The 16232-nt window shown below is 71.5% G+C and carries 13 protein-coding genes, 1 tRNA gene and 1 pseudogene; 9 read left to right on the top strand and 6 right to left on the bottom strand.

Annotation, left to right across the window (positions count from 1 at the left end; all coding sequences use genetic code 11):
- Positions 1 to 9 precede the first annotated feature (9 nt).
- Positions 10 to 1707: a peptidase gene (locus R6Y94_RS07060; RefSeq protein ID WP_318394955.1), complete on the top strand. Its 1698-nt coding sequence runs from the start codon at positions 10 to 12 to the stop codon at positions 1705 to 1707.
- Between the two features lie 137 nt (positions 1708 to 1844).
- On the opposite strand, the gene R6Y94_RS07055 is transcribed toward R6Y94_RS07060, so the two are convergent.
- The 3 genes from R6Y94_RS07055 to R6Y94_RS07045 form a co-directional block, all read right to left on the bottom strand.
- Entirely contained in the window at positions 1845 to 3209 is a 1365-nt protein-coding gene (locus R6Y94_RS07055; RefSeq protein ID WP_318394954.1) for a dipeptidase, read from the bottom strand.
- A 53-nt stretch (positions 3210 to 3262) separates the two neighbouring features.
- Positions 3263 to 4426: a M48 family metallopeptidase gene (locus R6Y94_RS07050; protein ID WP_318394953.1), complete on the bottom strand. Its 1164-nt coding sequence runs from the start codon at positions 4424 to 4426 to the stop codon at positions 3263 to 3265.
- A gap of 135 nt (positions 4427 to 4561) precedes the next feature.
- Positions 4562 to 5164: a hypothetical protein gene (locus R6Y94_RS07045; RefSeq protein ID WP_318394952.1), complete on the bottom strand. Its 603-nt coding sequence runs from the start codon at positions 5162 to 5164 to the stop codon at positions 4562 to 4564.
- Positions 5165 to 5212: 48 nt separating this feature from the next.
- Between R6Y94_RS07045 and R6Y94_RS07040 the strand changes: the two genes are divergently transcribed.
- A complete protein-coding gene (locus tag R6Y94_RS07040) occupies positions 5213 to 5623 on the top strand; it encodes a rhodanese-like domain-containing protein (protein ID WP_318394951.1) in 411 nt (136 codons plus the stop codon).
- An 83-nt stretch (positions 5624 to 5706) separates the two neighbouring features.
- Here R6Y94_RS07040 and R6Y94_RS07035 read toward each other — a convergent pair whose 3' ends face one another.
- Both R6Y94_RS07035 and R6Y94_RS07030 read right to left on the bottom strand, forming a co-directional pair.
- Positions 5707 to 7281: a cobyric acid synthase gene (locus R6Y94_RS07035; RefSeq protein WP_318394950.1), complete on the bottom strand. Its 1575-nt coding sequence runs from the start codon at positions 7279 to 7281 to the stop codon at positions 5707 to 5709.
- 32 nt (positions 7282 to 7313) lie between these two features.
- Positions 7314 to 8375: a cobalamin biosynthesis protein gene (locus R6Y94_RS07030; protein ID WP_318395072.1), complete on the bottom strand. Its 1062-nt coding sequence runs from the start codon at positions 8373 to 8375 to the stop codon at positions 7314 to 7316.
- A gap of 391 nt (positions 8376 to 8766) precedes the next feature.
- Here R6Y94_RS07030 and R6Y94_RS07025 point away from each other — a divergent pair, with 391 nt between their 5' ends.
- Positions 8767 to 10245, top strand: a complete 1479-nt coding sequence (locus R6Y94_RS07025) for an acyltransferase (RefSeq protein WP_318394949.1) — start codon at positions 8767 to 8769, stop codon at positions 10243 to 10245.
- A gap of 359 nt (positions 10246 to 10604) precedes the next feature.
- Here R6Y94_RS07025 and ssb read toward each other — a convergent pair whose 3' ends face one another.
- Positions 10605 to 11450, bottom strand: a complete 846-nt coding sequence (gene ssb / locus R6Y94_RS07020; RefSeq protein WP_318394948.1) for a single-stranded DNA-binding protein — start codon at positions 11448 to 11450, stop codon at positions 10605 to 10607.
- Positions 11451 to 11621: 171 nt separating this feature from the next.
- Between ssb and R6Y94_RS07015 the strand changes: the two are divergent.
- From R6Y94_RS07015 to R6Y94_RS06990, 6 genes and pseudogenes are all read left to right on the top strand, one after another.
- Positions 11622 to 12647: pseudogene (locus R6Y94_RS07015) on the top strand (alpha/beta hydrolase); the annotation flags it as partial.
- Positions 12648 to 13228: 581 nt separating this feature from the next.
- Positions 13229 to 13402 carry a hypothetical protein gene (locus R6Y94_RS07010; protein WP_318394947.1) on the top strand — a complete coding sequence of 58 codons (174 nt, stop codon included), beginning with the start codon at positions 13229 to 13231 and terminating at the stop codon, positions 13400 to 13402.
- Between the two features lie 304 nt (positions 13403 to 13706).
- Positions 13707 to 13779: transfer RNA gene (locus tag R6Y94_RS07005), tRNA-Arg, on the top strand.
- Positions 13780 to 14074: 295 nt separating this feature from the next.
- Positions 14075 to 14806, top strand: coding sequence for a hypothetical protein (locus tag R6Y94_RS07000; RefSeq protein ID WP_318394946.1), 732 nt, complete (start codon positions 14075 to 14077; stop codon positions 14804 to 14806).
- A gap of 335 nt (positions 14807 to 15141) precedes the next feature.
- Positions 15142 to 15504, top strand: a complete 363-nt coding sequence (locus R6Y94_RS06995) for a hypothetical protein (protein ID WP_318394945.1) — start codon at positions 15142 to 15144, stop codon at positions 15502 to 15504.
- Positions 15505 to 15565: 61 nt separating this feature from the next.
- Positions 15566 to 16189, top strand: coding sequence for an ATP-dependent Clp protease proteolytic subunit (locus R6Y94_RS06990; RefSeq protein ID WP_318394944.1), 624 nt, complete (start codon positions 15566 to 15568; stop codon positions 16187 to 16189).
- The last annotated feature ends 43 nt before the right edge of the window (positions 16190 to 16232 follow it).

The following is a 16232-nucleotide window of genomic DNA, read 5'->3' as shown; positions in this document are numbered from 1 at the left end:
CGGAGAGTCATGACGAACGCCATCCTCCGCCCAGGCAGCCGGGTCGGCGCGGCTGCCGCCGCGGTGCTCGCGACGCTCGCCCTCACGGCCGCACCCAGCCCGGCACACGCCGCGGCGCAGCCACAGTTGCAGATCTCCAGCACCGTCACCGCGACGATCGACACCGCCGGCGCCACCATCGGCTTCCACCTCCGCAACACCGGGGACGCACCGGCCACCGGGGTCAGCGCCATTTACGACGCCCACCCCACCACCGGCGACGTCATCTTCTCGGTCCCGTCCGGGGACGAGGACTGCCGCCAGTCCCGCAAGGCAGCGGACTGCCAGCACGGCGACCTGGCGCCGGGGCAGGAGCGGCTCGTCCAGCCGATCATGCTGCGCAGCGCCGAGGGCGCCCGGCCGGGCCCGGCGGGAATCGTCCGGGTCAGCGTCTCGGCCCAGGGTCCCGACGGCACGGTCTCGACGACGTACGAGCTTCCGGTGAGCATCCGGGCCACCGGCTCGGGCCTGGTGGCCGAGGTCGACGACCTCGGTTCCGCGCAGCAGCGGGTCGGCGGCGGCGACCGCAGTCCGCTGCACGCCACCGTGTTCAACTTCGGCAACAGCAAGCTGCCCGGTTTCCTGCTGACGATCACCCTCCCGCTCGGGGCGACCTTTGCCGAGCGCTACACGGACTGCGTCTACGGCGACGACCGTCCCGGCGACCCACCGACGGGTTACGTCTACGGGCCGCAGCAGGTGACCTGCCAGATGCAGCTGATCCTGGAGCCCGGTGCCGGAGTCGGCTTCTCCGATCCGGTCTCCGGCGACGCGGCGTTCAACGTCGTCTTCGGCAAAAACCTGCCGGGGCCCGCCGAGGAGGCCGGCCGGTTCGAGGCCGGCGAGTTGACCGAGCCGCTCCCCGAGGGCCAGCGTCGGGCCGCAGCACCGAACGGCCCGTCGCTGGCCGACAAGCTCACCGAGTTGCGGACCAGGGCGGAGCAGCCGGCCGGGACCGGGCAACAGTCCCTGGTCAGACCCCGCACCCCGGAGCAGGCGGGCGGGAGCGAACAGCGGACCACGCCGGGCCGGCAGGCCACGACGGGCGACGCCGACCCGGCCCGGGTGGCCGCCGCGGCCGAGCCCAACGTCGCCGAGTTCAGCATCTGGACCAAACCCAACAACCACGATCTCGAGGTACGCGCCACCTCGGTCACCGGCTCGGTCGGTGACACCGTGGAACTGCCGTACACCATCACCAACCACGGGCCGTCGGACGGCGGCGCCGCCTGGCGGATCGTCGCGCCGAGCGGCACCGTGCTGCTGCCCAGCCCGTGGTGCACGTTCCGGGACGAGCAGGGTGAGCCGGTCGCCGAACTGACCGAGGTCGACTGCGGCACCGAGAGCCAGTGGCCGGCGACCGCCTCCGGCGCGGGCGTGGTGTCGCCGGTCGCCCGGGTGAAGATCAAGGCTGCGCCGGGCACGAACGGCACGATCACGATCCGCGGCCTCGGCCCGTCGACGGAGACGGGTCCGAAGAGCAACACCGCCCAGCTCCTGATCAACGAGCCGGGCGGTGGTGGCGGCGCGGACGACGACGGGCTCCCGATCACCGGGGTCCGGACCGGCCCCATCGCCGCCGTCGGCGGCAGCGCCCTGCTGCTCGGCGCAGTGCTGCTGCTACTCGGCCGGCGGCGCCGGCCGACGGCATCCCCGCACTCCGAGTAACCGGTACCGGCGCCGCGCAGGCGTGTCGACGCGTCAGGGGGTCGTGACCGGCGAATCCGGTCCGACCCCCTGAACGTCCGAGCTCGGGTCCCCGGCACGCCCGGTCCCGACGGGAACCCGCGGTCGGGCTGGGCAGGTCAGCCGGCGGCGGCCGCCTCGGCGACCTTGGCCAGCAGCAGCGCCTCGGCCAGGCAGACCCGGGCGAACTCGCCCAGGTGCAGGCTCTCGTTCGGCCCGTGCGCCCGCGCGTACGGGTCCTCGACGCCGGTCACCAGGATCGCGGCGTCCGGAAACATCCGCCGGAACGTCTCGATGAACGGAATGGAACCGCCGACACCCATGTCCACCGGCTCGACGCCGTCCCAGGCGGTCCGGAAGGCGGCCCGGGCGGCGTCGTACATCGGGCCCGAGGCGTCGATCACGCACGGCTCGCCATCGTGTTCCAGGGTCACGATGACGCTCGCCCCGTGCGGGGCGTACCGGCGCAGGTGCTCGGTCAGGGCGGCGTACGCCTTCGCCGCCTGGTCGCCCGGGGCCAGCCGGACGCTCAACTTGGCCTTTGCGGACGGGACCAGCGCGTTCGGCGCCTCCGTGGTCGGCGGTGCGTCCAGCCCGATCACCGAGATCGACGGCTTGTTCCAGAACCGGTCGGTCAGCCGGCCGGTGCCGATGAACGAGACCCCGTCCAGCATCCCGGCCTCGGTGCGCAGCCGCTCCTCCGGATAGTCGACGGCGGCTCCCGCCGTGCTGACCAGCCCCTCCACCGCCACGTCGCCAGCCGAGTCGTGCAGGGTGGCGAGGAGCTGGCAGAGCGTGGTCAGCGCGTCCGGTACGGCCCCGCCGAACATGCCGCTGTGCACGGCCTGGGAGAGGGTACGGACCTCCACGAAGCAGTTGACGATGCCGCGCAGCGAGGTCGTCAGCGCGGGTACGCCGATGTCCCAGTTGCCGGAGTCGGCGATCACGATCACGTCGGCGGCAATATCGTCCCGGTGCTCGGCGAGGAGCCGCTCCAGCGAGTCGGAGCCGTACTCCTCCTCACCCTCGACGAAGAGCACCACGCCGACCGGCAGCGCGTCGCCGAAGGCCCGCAACGCGGCGACGTGGGCCAGCACTCCGGCCTTGTCGTCGGCGGCGCCCCGTCCGTAGAGCCGGCCGTCGCGCTCCACCGGCTCGAACGGGTCGCTCTGCCAGAGGCTCAGGTCGCCGACCGGCTGCACGTCGTGGTGCGCGTACAGCATCACGGTCGGGGCACCGGGTGGGGCGGGACGCCGGCCGATCACCGCCGGCTGGCCGCCGGACCGGACCACCCGTACGTCGAGGGAGCAGCCGCGCAGCAGCTCGGCGACCGCCTCGGCGGAACGCTCGACCTGGGAGTGGTCGAAGCCGTCGAAGGCGATGCCGGGGATCCGGACCAGCCGCTCCAGGTCGGCCCGTACGCCGGGCAGCTCCCGCTCGATCGCGGCACGCAGTTCGGACTCGGTGCGGATAGTCGTGGTCATGGAAAAGATCGTAGGCGGCGTCGAGCAGGCGTGATCGTCCGAGTCCCCGGGTGCTACCGGGCTTCCTCGGCCGGAGGTTCCGGTGCGTCGCCGTCGGCGCCCGGGCCGGCGGGACCGGTCGGGCCCGGCTTGCCGCTCCGGCGGGTACGGCCGGCGGCCCGGGCGGCGGCCTCGCCTGCCGCGTTCATCCAGGAGCGGGCCCGGCCCGCGCTGCCGCCGGCCCACTCACCGAGGTCACTGGCGCCGTCGCCGAGCCGGCGCAGCAGACCGACCAGCGGGTCCTGGGAGCGTCCGAAAGCCTCCCGGTACGACTCCGCCGCCGCCTTGATCTCGGCGGACACCGAGGTCAGGTCGTCGTCCTCCCGGCGTGGATAGTCGCCACCGAGCAGTCGGGCGTACTCGCCGGAGTCGACCCACCTGCGCAGGTCCGCCGCCCGGGCCACCGGCACCGGGTGGGTACTCCAGGCGGTCATCCGGATCTTGTGCAGGCTGTCCCGGAGGTCGCCGCCGCCGTCGTACTCGGAGGCCTGTTCCAGGAAGGCGGCCGTGTCGATCTGGCGCAGGTCGCCGCCGCCGGCCAGCTTCATCAGCACCCGCAGCGCCGCCGCCGGGTCCTGGCCGGCGAGCAGCCCGGCCCGGTCACCCGACAGCTCCGCCTTACGCCACCACTCCAGCATCGCCGCGATGATCGCCCGGAGGGCGAGCGCGCCGACCGGCAGCCAGCTCAGGTTGGCCGCCCACCGGGTCAGGATGGTCAGGATGGTCTTGTAGACGGCGTGCCCGCTGCCCACGTGCCCCAGCTCGTGGCCGAGCAGGAAGCGGAGCTCGTCGTCGTCGAGCTGGTTGACACAGGCCGAGGTGATCACGATGAACGGACGGTCGAGACCGATCGCCTCACCGGTCAGCCAGGGCGACTGGGTCACGAAGAGTTCCGGCAGCTCGGCCACGTCCAGCGCGGCGCCCGCCTCGGCGTAGAGCCGGTAGACCCGCGAGTACTGCCGGTGGTCGACCCGGATCGCGGCGGCCAGATAGGAGAGCCGGAAGCCGCGTTCGTTCCACATCCCGAAGAACGCCTTGACCACGTCGTCGAAGCCGCGCAACTCGCGCAGCGCGGTCAGTGCCCCGCGGTCGGCCGGATGTTCCCAGGCCCGGGAGCTGATTCCACCGAGTACCACCCGCCGTCGGGCGGGAGTGCCACTCGTACCGCCTGCCGTCATGGTGTACCCCCGCCCGCCGCTACGTCGGCCTGTCCTGCCGATCGTGCCGCAGCGATCCGGATACGTCCATAAGCGGACCAGGGTCAGTCCGTCACCGGAGCCGCGGATCAGTCACCGGAGCCGCGGATCGGTCCGTCACCGGAGCCGGACGAAAGCGGCGCCCTGCAGCGCCGAGCCGGTGGCACCGTCCACCACCAGGTCGGCCCGCTCGGCCGTACGGTCCGCGGCAAAATGCGCCCGCTCACCGCGACGCCAGAGCGTGAGTTGAGCTGCCAGCGCGGCGCCGTCCCGGGCCAGGGTACGGTCCCGGCACAGCTCGGCCGGTGCGGTGACGAAGACTGCCAGGCTCAGCTCGGCGGCGATGACCGCGCGGGCGCTGGAGACTCCTTCGACGATCACCACCGGGGCGGGCGGCAGCACCGTCCAGCCCGGCCCGAAGCTGCCCCGGGTCCAGTCGTACCGGCGGTATCGCGCCGGTCGGCCGGCGCGCAGCGGGGAGAGTACCCACTCCTCCAGGCGTGGCCAGAAGGTGAACTGGTCCGCCCAGCCGTCGAGCAGGTCGTCGGTGTGCAGCACCGGTGTGGCGGCGTCGAGCGCACCCGCCAGCCGGCTGGCGAAGACGGTCTTACCGGCTCCGCTCGGCCCGTCGACCGCGATTAGTCGAGTCCGCCCCAGCCGGGCCGGCTGGCGCAGGATCCGCGCCGCCAACTCGGCGTACGACTCGACCACGGGTGACATCCGGCCGACCCTACTCCCGGCTGAGCTGGGCCGGGAGACAATGATCCAGTGTCGGATCAAGATCGGGGTGTGGCCGCGCTGCTCGCTCGCGCCCGTGCCGGAGTACCCCGCCTGACGCCGCTGGAGACGCTCGCGGCGACGCGGCGCGGGGCGCTGCTGGTGGACACCCGTACCGACCCGCAACGGGCGGAGCAGGGCGAGTTGCCGGGGGCGCTGGTGATCGACCGCACCGTGCTGGAGTGGCGGCTCGATCCGGCGAGCGGGTCGCGGATCCCGGAAGCGGCCGGCTACGACATCGAGATCGTGGTGGTCTGCCGCCAGGGCTACAGCTCCAGCCTGGCGGCGGCCAGCCTCCGATCCCTCGGTCTGTGGCGGGCGACGGACCTGATCGGCGGCTTCGAGGCCTGGCGCCGAGCCGGGCTGCCCTGCGCCGACGACCCGGCCGACCTGCGGAGGTGACTCCACCGCACGTCGGCGTGACAGGCCTGAGCCACCTGCCGTCGGTGCCACAGGCCGCAGGCACCTGCCGTCGCAGGAGGCGGCTATCTCGCCGGCATGCGCGGTGTGCCCAGGGCGGGTGCCGGCGGTGCGCCCGGCGGGACGAACGGTAGCCCGGCCGGCGGACCCTGCTCGACGAGCCGCCACAGGGCGGTGGTGTCGAGGTGCTCCTCCACCAGGTCGCCGAGGAGGTCCAGGGTGCGTTGCCGGGCCGCCCCGAACGAGGTGTCCGGGGCGACCTGGAAACCGTGCCGGCCGGCAAGTCGGGCCACCTCGGTGAGGAACCGGCGACGAAACCGGTCCGAGGTGAACGCGCCGTGCCAGTGGGTGCCGAAAAGGTGGCCTACCGCCGCGCCCTCCGGCCGGCCGTCCGAGTAGTGGATCAGTGCTGACGGTGCCGGGTCGGCACCGGAGACGTACCCGTGGTGGATCTCGTAGCCCTGGACCGGGACCGAGCCGAACGCCGTGCCCGCCGATCGCGTCACGGTCTTGGCGGCGCCGAAGGTGATCTCGATGGGCAGCAGGCCGAGGCCGGCGACCCGGCCACGCCCGCTCTCCACCTCGTCGTCGATGCTGCGAGCGAGCATCTGGTAGCCGCCGCAGATGCCGAGCAACGGCCGCCCGGCCGCCACGTGTGCGTGCACCACGTCGGCCAGCCCGGTGCGGCGCAGCCAGTCCAGGTCGGCCACGGTCGACTTCGTGCCGGGCAGTACGACAAGATCGGCGGCGGCCACCTCGGCCGGCTCGACGGTCAGCCGGACCCGTACCCCCGGCTCGGTGGCCAGCGCCTCCACGTCGGTGGCGTTGGAGACCCGCGGCAGCCGGATCACCGCCACGTCCAGCCATTCGCGGCCCTTCGGCGGTGCCGGTCGGCCGAGCACCCGCCCGTAGGCGAGCGAGTCCTCGGCGTCCAGCCACAGGTCGACGTGCCAGGGCAGCACCCCGTACGTGGGTCGCCCGGTGAGCTGGGTCAGCATGCCGAGCCCGGGACGGAGCAGATCCAGGTCGCCCCGGAACTTGTTGACCACGAAGCCGGCCACGAGTTCCTGGTCGGCGGCGTCCAGCAGGGCCACGGTGCCGAACATCGACGCGAAGACGCCGCCCCGGTCGATGTCGCCGACCACGATCGTCGGCAGCCGGGCATGCCGGGCCAGGCCCATGTTGGCGTAGTCGGTGTCCCGCAGGTTGATCTCGGTCGGGCTGCCCGCCCCCTCGCAGACCACCACGTCGTACTCGGCGCGCAGCTCGGCGAGCGCCTCGAAGGCGGCCGTGGCGAGCCGGGGGCGCAGGGTACGGAAGTTGCCTGCGGTGACGGTATCGACCGCCCGGCCGAGCAGCACGACCTGGCTCGACCGGTCACTGCCGGGTTTCAGCAGTACCGGATTGAACCGCAGGTCAGGTGGCACCCCGCAGGCGGCGGCCTGCATGGCCTGGGCCCGACCGATCTCGCCGCCCCGGCCGTCCGGCCCGATCACCACCGCGGAGTTGTTGGACATGTTCTGCGCCTTGAACGGCGCCACCCTGACCCCCTGGCGATGCAGCCAGCGGCAGATGCCGGCGGTGAGCACGCTCTTGCCGGCGTCCGAGGTGGTGCCGGCGACCAGCAGGCCGCCACTCATCGGGCTCACCTGGCTCACCGGCTTCGTCGGGCTCACCGGGCTGACCGGGCCCGCTGGTCGGCTACCCGGATCGGCTCCGGGGACGTCCGCTCCATCCCGGAGGGCATTGCGCGTCTTGGCAACCGGCGGGTGAGCCAACCGGCTGTGCCCCGGCGCGGTTGGCTGGTGGCCGCGTACGCCACCGCCAAGCCCAGTGCGGCGAGCCCGACCGCTCCGGATAGCCGGGCGGCCCGATCGATGTGCCGCACCTCCGGCCGGGGGCCGTCGCCGAGGAACGGCCGGACCTCGGAACGTCCGAAATAGACGTTGCGGCCGCCCAACCGGACGCCCAGCGCACCGGCCATCGCCGCCTCGCACTGCCCGGCGTTCGGACTGGGATGGTCCGCCCGGTCGCGCCGCCAGACCCGCCAGGCACGCGTCCGGTCGCCCCTGACCAGCGGGGCGGCGACGATGGTGAGCAACCCGGTCAGCCGGGAGGGCAGCAGGTTGAGCAGGTCGTCGAGGCGGGCGGCGGCGGTGCCGAACCGGGCGTACCGCTCCGATCGGTGCCCGACCATCGCGTCCAGGGTGTTCGCCGCCCGGTAGCCGAGCAGACCGGGCAACCCGGCCACCGCGCCCCAGACCAGCGGCGCGACCACCGCGTCGGAGGTGTTCTCCGCCACCGACTCGACGGTGGCCCGGGCGAGTTCGGGCTCGTCCAACGCGGCCGGATCCCGCCCGCAGAGGTGGCCCAGCCGTTGCCGTGCCGCCGGCACGTCCGCCCGACGAAGTGCCTGGCTCATGACCGTGGCTTCCCGCCGCAGCGTCCGTCCGCCGAGCACCGTCCAGGTGGCGGCGGCGACCAGCGCCGCGCGGGTCAGCGGTCGGTGCCGGGTGGCGACCGCCGCCGCCCCACCGAGAACCACCGGTACGCCGATCGCGAGCGCTGCGAACCCGGCACCCGACGTACGCCGAGGCTGGTACATCCGGCGTTCGAGCGCGCCTGCGAACTGCCCGAACCCGGCCACCGGATGACCCCGCCGAGGGTCACCGAAGAGCGCGTCGAGTGCATAGCCGGCGGCCAGCCCGGCGGCGTTGGCCGCGCCGCCGCCCAGCCACCCCGGCGCCCTGCCCCGACCGCCGGTCCGACGCGTCCGGCCGGGTCGTCCCCTCCCGCGCCAGCCCACCGCGTCGCCGGTTCCGGACAACCTGCCACCGGACAACCTGCCATCTGGCCGCACGGAAACCACCTCCCCTTGTCGCGGAGCCTAGTGGTGGCCGCGACGAGGACGATCAACACGTCACTGACCAGCGCCTCTGCCGGTACGGCGGATCGGGCGGTGCCCGCGCCCACGAGGGGCCACCACAGCACCGGATAGGGTCGCGGGCGGACCCGCGACAGCGGGGGTACGCAGCCGGGAGGCACCGCACGACCGACATCCCGGCTCAATCCGGCCGACGGGAGGCGTAAGTGCTGGCCATCGATGTGCCCATCGAGGAGGTCCGATGACCGGCGTGACGCCCGTCACCGCGGAAGTTGCCAACCGATCGGCCACGGCCGGTCGAGTGCAGGAGGCCGGCACGGTGCAGCAGGCCGGCGGGGCAGCAGATGGCGGCGAGCGAGCAGGCGCCAGCCAGACCACGGACGCCAGCCAGACCACGGACGCCAGCCAGACCACGGACGCCAGCCAGACCACGGACGCCAGCCAGGCAGGACGAGGTCGCGCGAACGGCGCGCTGCACCGACTGCCGTCCCTGACCGGGCTGCGGTGGGTCGCCGCGATGCTGGTCTTCGGCTTTCACATCGGCACCATGCAGATCGTCGCCGAGCCCGGATATCGCCAGATCGTCGACTGGGCCTTCACGCTCGGCCTCTCCGGGGTGCAGTTCTTCTTCATCCTCAGCGGCTTCGTGCTGGTCTGGTCCGCCCGGCCGGGTGACACGAAGCGTGCGTTCTGGCGGCGTCGGGCCGCGAAAATCTATCCGAACCACCTGGTCACCTGGGCCGTGGTCATCGCACTCGCGTTGTACTGGGCCGACCCCCTCAACGTGAAGGCGGCGCTGGCCAACCTGTTCCTGGTGCAGGCCTGGATCCCGGTCGACGGCTACTTCTACAGCATCAACAACGTCAGTTGGTCGCTTGCCTGCGAGATGTTCTTCTATCTCTCGCTGCCGTTCGTCCTCCCACTGATCCGTCGGATGCGGGCATGGCAGCTCTACGCCGTCCTCATCGCCATGCCGCTGCTCATCCTGGCGATGTGGCCGGGCCAGCAACTGCTGCCGGAGACCGCCCGCTGGTGGTTCACCCAGATCTTCCCGGTCGTACGCTCCTTCGAGTTCTGGATGGGCGTCGCCGCCGCCGAGCTCATGCTGCGGGGGAAGTGGCGAGGGCCGGGGCTGCTCGTCTCCACCGGCCTCTTCGTCGCGATCTGGGTGGCGTCGATGGAGTGGATCCGCGCCGAACTCTGGACCACCGTGCTGGCCTTCGGTTACGTACTGGTGATCGCGAGTGCGGCCCGGGCGGACACCACCGGCCGCTGGTCGCCGTGGCGATCCCGACCGCTGGTCTGGCTCGGCGAGGTGTCGTTCGCGTTCTATCTGGTCCATGTGTTCCTGATCAAGGCCATCTTCCGTTTCACCGGGCACACCGGGGGGTTTCCCGGCTGGCAGGGCCCGGTCGTGGCGATCGCCCTGCTGTTGGTGAGCCTCGCCGCCGCCTGGTTGCTCTTCCGGTTGGTCGAGACACCGATGATGCGTCTCCTCAGTCCTCGACGCCGGCCTCGAACCGCACCGCCGCGATCCACCGTCGTACGTCAGCGACAACCCGAGCAACCGCGTGAATCGACTGCGGACACCGGGCCGGAGACGGCCGGAGACGCTGCCCGGCCGGGGCCAGCCGGAAAGGCTGCCGGGGCGGTGCCCGCACCTCGCCGTGGCCAGCAATCCCCGGAGGATTTCGACAGCCGCCCCCGAGCGACGGCTTAGTTCAGAGACGGAAAGGGTGCGGGTTCTCCCTGCACGGCTGGCCCACCCGGTGCAACCCGCCGCCCCGGACCGCACCGCCACTCCCCCGAGCCCCACAGCACCCCGGCGTATTCGCAGCACCCACAGCGCCCACGGCATCCGCAGCGATAGACAGTCGGCTGCTTCACGGTGGAGTGGGGAGATCGGCCGGTGCCGCGACCGACCTCCCCACCCTTGGTCGGCCCGGATGGGCGGTGGGGAGGCGACCACCGCGTCGATCCGGGCGACCCGCTGTCCGGCCACCTACCGGGGCCGGACCGCCGGACCAGGCGGGTTCGGGCCGGACCCCTTCCAGCCACGAGCGCCTGGGCCGGATGTGTTCAGACGGACACCGGCAGCCGGCCACGGCTGCCGCGCCTGGCGCCGCCGGTATCGCCGAGGTCTGCGGTGTGGGCGTCGTTCTCGTCGCGGAACTCCTGGTCGTCCTCGTCCCCACCGTCGGCGCCGAGGTCGATCTCGCCGTCCCCGACATCAACCGCGTCGACGCCGCCCCGCCCTCCGTCACCACTCAGCGGACCGTAGGCACCGCCGGTCGACGAGGTGACCGCCTCGCCCGGGCCGGTCACGTCTCCGTCGGGCAACCCGTCGAGGTCGATCCGGCCGTCGAAGGGGTCGGCCGGCAGGTGAGCCGAACCCAAGCCCTGGCCGGGCGGAACCGGCAGGCCAGGGTACTCCCCGTCGTCGTCCAGCGGGCGCCCGTCGGGCAGCACCGGCGCTTCCTCGGGCGCCACCGACTCGGTGGTCTCGCCGTGCACCCGGGCCTCGGCCTCGGCCTCCTCCATCGAGGAGATCGCCATCGACGGCCGGTTGCGGGCGAACCTTCCCCTTCCCCGGGACAGGTCGTGACCGACGGCCACCGCCTCCAACTCGTACATGGTCCGGTGGTTGCCCGCGTCGTCGGTCCAGTCCCGCGTGTACAGCCGGCCGACCACGACGACCGGGTCGCCGACCATCACCGAGGAGGCGACGCCCTCCGCCAGCTTCCGCCAACAGTTCACCCTGACGCGCAGGCTGTTGCCGTCGACCCACCGCCCGCTCTCCCGGTCGAGGCGACGGGCGGTAGAGGCCACCTTGAAGTTGGCCACCAGGGTGCCGCTCTGGGTGGTACGTCGCCATTCCGGAGTTGTCAGCACATTGCCGACAACAGTTACGTAAGTATCGAACATCGTCCCTCCACAGGGATCCAGTTGTTCCCGTCCGAGCCGACTCGACCGACAGCGTCGCCGCCGTACCCGACATGCCGCCACCGCCGCCGGGCCGGCTGTGGACAACCGCGTGCCCTGTGGAAAAAGCCCTGATCAAGGACGGGTCTGGTATTGCCGAGTAGCGTCGGAAAGGTGGAACCGGACCTGCTCGGACCGCCCTACGAGCGGCAGACGATCGACCTGGGCCGCGACGAGGAGGGACCGGTGCTGGCCACCCTGGTCCGGCGCCGGGCCAGCCGGCCGAGTGATCGGGCCGTGCTCTACGTACACGGCTTTGTCGACTACTTCTTCCAGACCCACCTGGCGGACTTCTTCGTCGAGCAGGGCTGGAACTTTTACGCGATCGACCTGCGCAAACATGGGCGCAGCCTGCTGCCGCACCAGACACCGAACTTCTGCCACGACGTGACGGAGTACTTCCCGGAACTCGACGCGGCGGCCCGGATCATCCGCGAGACGGACGGCAACCGGACATTGCTGGTCAACGGACACTCGACCGGTGGCCTGGTCAGCGCGCTCTGGGCGCACGCGCGCCGATCCGCCGGAATCGTCGACGGACTCTTCCTGAACAGCCCGTTCTTCGACCTCAACATGCCCTGGCTGGTCCGCCGGCCGGCCCTGGCGATGCTCGCGCGGGTCAGCCGTCGGATGCCGTACCGGACCGTCCCCCGCCGGCTCTCCGCCGTGTACGGCCACAGCCTGCACGCTGAGCACCGGGGCGAGTGGACCTACGACCTCACCTGGAAGCCGGTCGACGGTTTCCCGATCCGGGTCGGCTGGCTCGCCGCGATCCGGCGGGCGCAGCGGCAACTGCGGGCCGGGCTGGAGATCCCGGTACCGGTCCTGGTGAGCATCTCGGACCGGAGTTTCCGGGGGCGGGCCTGGCACGAGTCCGCCACGCTGTCGGACGCCGTACTCGACGTCGAGCACATCGCCCGCTGGGCGCCGAAGCTGGGTCGGCACGTGACGCTCATCCGCTTCGACGGCGCTCTGCACGACCTCACCCTGTCCGGGCTGGCCGTACGTCAGCAGGTGTTCACCGAGTTGGCCCGCTGGGCCTCGGCTTACGTCGCCTCGAGCCCCGCACCGGCGGCCGCTCCGGCCAGTCCGTCGTCCCTCCGTCACCCGACCGCTGCCGAGGCAGACGGTACGGGCCCGGCTCCGAGCCCGACGCGCCCCGCCACCGGTCCGGTTCGGGTTCCGAGTCCAACTCCGGCTCCGGCCGAGGACCACCATGCCACCGGGCCCGACCGGCCCCTGATCCCGGCCGGGGGTCGTCCCGCCGGGGGTCGTCCCGCCGGCGGTCCGGCTCGGGCGCGGACTCCGGTTCCGGCCGAGAGTCACCTCGCCACCGCCCGGGAACCGGGCCCGGCTCCTCCGCGCGGCGACCGCTCCGCCACCGGTCCGGCTCAGGTTCCGGTTCCGGTTCCGGGGCCGCGCCCCGCCAGCGCCCCGGCTCCTGGAACCGCTCCGGACCCTCACGCGAAGCCTCCCGGAACCGCTCCGGACCCGCCCGGAGGTCACGGTCCCGCTCCGGATTCCCCCGGCGACCCGGCTCTGGAGCCGGCTCCTCCCACCGATCCGGCTCTGGCTCGGCCGCCGGCGTCGTCCGATATGCCGACCAGCCGCCCTGCCGCCACACCAGCAGCTCGCGACTGAGCAGATTCTGGTCGCCCGCGAAGAAGATCCGGTCCACCGCCCGCCGCACCTTCGCCATGCCAGGCCGGGACGCCGTACCAGTGACGATCACCACGTCCCTGGCCGGTACGCCGACGACCAGCTCGCCCGGCACGGACCGCTCCAGGTCCTCCCAGACCTCGGCGGCGAGCAGCACGGTGGATTCCAGCCCGCCGAACGAGAGCATCGGCGCGGGTGGCTGCCCGTCGATCCGCAACCGCGGCAACAGCCGGTAGAGATTGTCGACGGCCACCTGCCGCAGCTCGGCCTGGCTGACCTCAAGCTCGTCCAGGTCATCCCAGGTGACAAGGCGATTACCGTACGGTGGCCCGAACGAGTAGCCGACGTCGAGGTCCTCGGTGAAGTCTTCGAGCAGGTGGTTCTCGCCGTACCTGGTGTCTTCGGTCGACACCAGCAGCGGCAGAAACATTGTGCTCGTCAACTGCACGCTTTGAAACCTAGTATGTGCAGGCCAGATCGTCACGTCCTCGCCGACCGTTGTCCCGGCAACGGTAGCCTGCTGGGGCACACGACCAGCCCGCGCCCGTAGCTCAGCGGATAGAGCAGCTGCCTTCTAAGCAGTTGGTCGCAGGTTCGAATCCTGCCGGGCGCACCCTCCTGCGGGCCCACGGCCGACCGGAGCCACCGCCGCCGTCCGGGCCGGTGTGACGTACGGTCGCCCGGCACAGCTGCCTCGCCGCGCTCCCTGCCCCCGACACGCTCCCTGCCCCCCGACTCGTCGGGACGGCGGAGCCATCCGTCCGGCGACGACGAAAGCCCGGCAGCCGAATCGCGTTCCACCTTCGGAACGCAAACCCGGAATAGCGGATCGCAATCGACCCTGGCAGCCGACATCGGCCGACCACCTCGCCGGCCGCCTCTACGTCGACGTTAACCACCGAGCCGGATTGCAACTTCTACCGAAATTTCGTCACTGTACGCGAGTCGACCACTACGGGATACTGGAATCCCACCGTTATCCGGAGGCGCTCGTGTTGATCTCAGCCAGGTCGGAGCGGAACGGGTTGAGGTGGGACGACGTCAGTCTCGGCGTACTACTGGCGCAGGAGTACGACCGACTCAAGGAGGAGCAGAACCACCGGATCAGCACCCGCGACAATCTCATGTACGCGACTCTCGTCTCGATCGCGGGTGTGGTTGTCGGGACGTACCAGGCGGGGAGTGTGGACCTCCTCCTGCTGCTGCCCCCGGTCTGCGTGGTGCTCGGCTGGACGTACCTGGTCAACGACGAGAAGGTCTCGGCGATCGGACGGTACATCCGGACCGATCTCGGGCCACGCCTGGGAGCCCTGGTCGGTGCCGGCCAACCGGTCTTCCGGTGGGAGGGCAGCCACCGCTCCGATCGGCGTCGTCGCAGTCGGAAAATGTTCCAGCTGGTCATCGACCTGACGACGTTCTGTCTGCCCGGAATGATCGCCGTCATCATCCGGTGCATGCACGGCAATTTATCGATCTTGTCGACGGCTGCGGTGGCACTGGAGATTCTCATGCTGCTGTTCCTGGCTCACCAAGTCACGGTCTATGCCGACCTGACTCGCGACAAACCACCGAGCGCCGCCGATGCCGATGCCGATGCCGATGCTCCCGGATCAGCCGCCACCGGAAAGCTCCACCAATGAACCTTTTTTCGACCTGAACCGCGCGGCGCCCACGCACCGCGTCCGACTCTGCGGTCCGACGGACCGCAAGGGGAGGTCGAAAAGGATTCAATGAAGTGATCTCAACGAGGAACTCGGCTGCCCGTGTCCCAGCGGTCAGCAGGGCGGCGGTGCAGGGTGGCCCGCGACGCCCCAGATGACGATCCCGGGCGGGTGCGGAGCGCGGGGTCAGGGAGAGTTCTGATCGTTCCGGGTGTCGTTCTTGGTGGAACGGTCGGGGCGTGGGGAATTGCGGGTGTCAGCATCGCGGAACCGAGGAGCGCTAGCTTGTCTGCGTCGTCGCTGCCGGGGTCGGGGTGTCGGCATTCCATGCCGTCGGCTACGGCCACCCCCACACCGATCACACGTTCACCGAGGACGACTGGACCATCCTCGACGGCCCCGGCGTCGACGTCTACGGCAAGAGCAAGACCATCGCCGAACGCGCCGCTTGGCAGGGGCGGACAACGTCGGCGCCGACAACCAGACGTACGACAAGCTGCCGCGATCTTTGCGCTGCCTGCCTGGGCGAACGCGGCTTCGCCCTGCTGATCGGCCGTTGGCGGGTGCTACGGCACGTCACCGCCTGTCCGAAGAAGATCGGTGACCCCGCCCAAGCGGCGCGCTCGTGCCCGGCCGCCCCGACCCGGTACGGGGGAGCGGATTCCGCCGATGGCTGAAGCCGTGCGCTGACAGCGTAAGGCGTCGATTCTTCCTGGTGACCGTCACTAGGTTGCTGGCATGACTGACCTGCACACCCCACAGGCTCGCGGCGGCGAGCAGCCGCACGGCACCCTCGACGACTCGGTCTACAGCCGGCTGTTGAGGGAGCGCATCATCTTCCTCGGCAGTGAGGTCACCGACGAGGTGGCCAACCGGATCTGCGCTCAACTACTGCTGCTCGCGGCCGAGGACGCGGAGCGGGACATCAACCTCTGGATCAACTCGCCGGGTGGCTCGGTCTACGCCGGAATGGCAATCTACGACACCATGCAGTTCATCGACAACGACGTCTCGACCGTGGCGATGGGGATGGCCGGGTCGATGGGGCAGTTCCTGCTCTGCGCGGGTACCCCCGGCAAGCGGTACGCGCTGCCGCACGCGCGGATCATCATGCACCAGCCGTCCGGCGGGATGGGCGGTACGGCGGCCGACATCGCGATCCAGGCCGAGCAGATGCTGCACACCAAGCAGATGCTGCTGGAGATGATCGCCCAGCACACCGGGCAGACGTACGACCAGATCGTCCGGGACGCCGACCGGGACCGCTGGTTCACCGCGACCGAGGCCAGGGACTACGGCTTCATCGACCGGGTGGTCAGTGGCACCGGCCGGGTCTCCGAGTCCGCCGGTACGCCCGGTTGACCCGGACGGGTCGGCGGAACCGCACCCGGCCGGGCCGCACCGA

Source organism: Plantactinospora sp. KLBMP9567, assembly GCF_033446045.1.
In the GTDB taxonomy this organism is placed as follows: Bacteria; Actinomycetota; Actinomycetes; order Mycobacteriales; family Micromonosporaceae; genus Plantactinospora.
The sequence above is the reverse complement of the archived record's forward strand: the minus strand, read 5'-3'. Positions and strand labels throughout refer to the sequence as shown.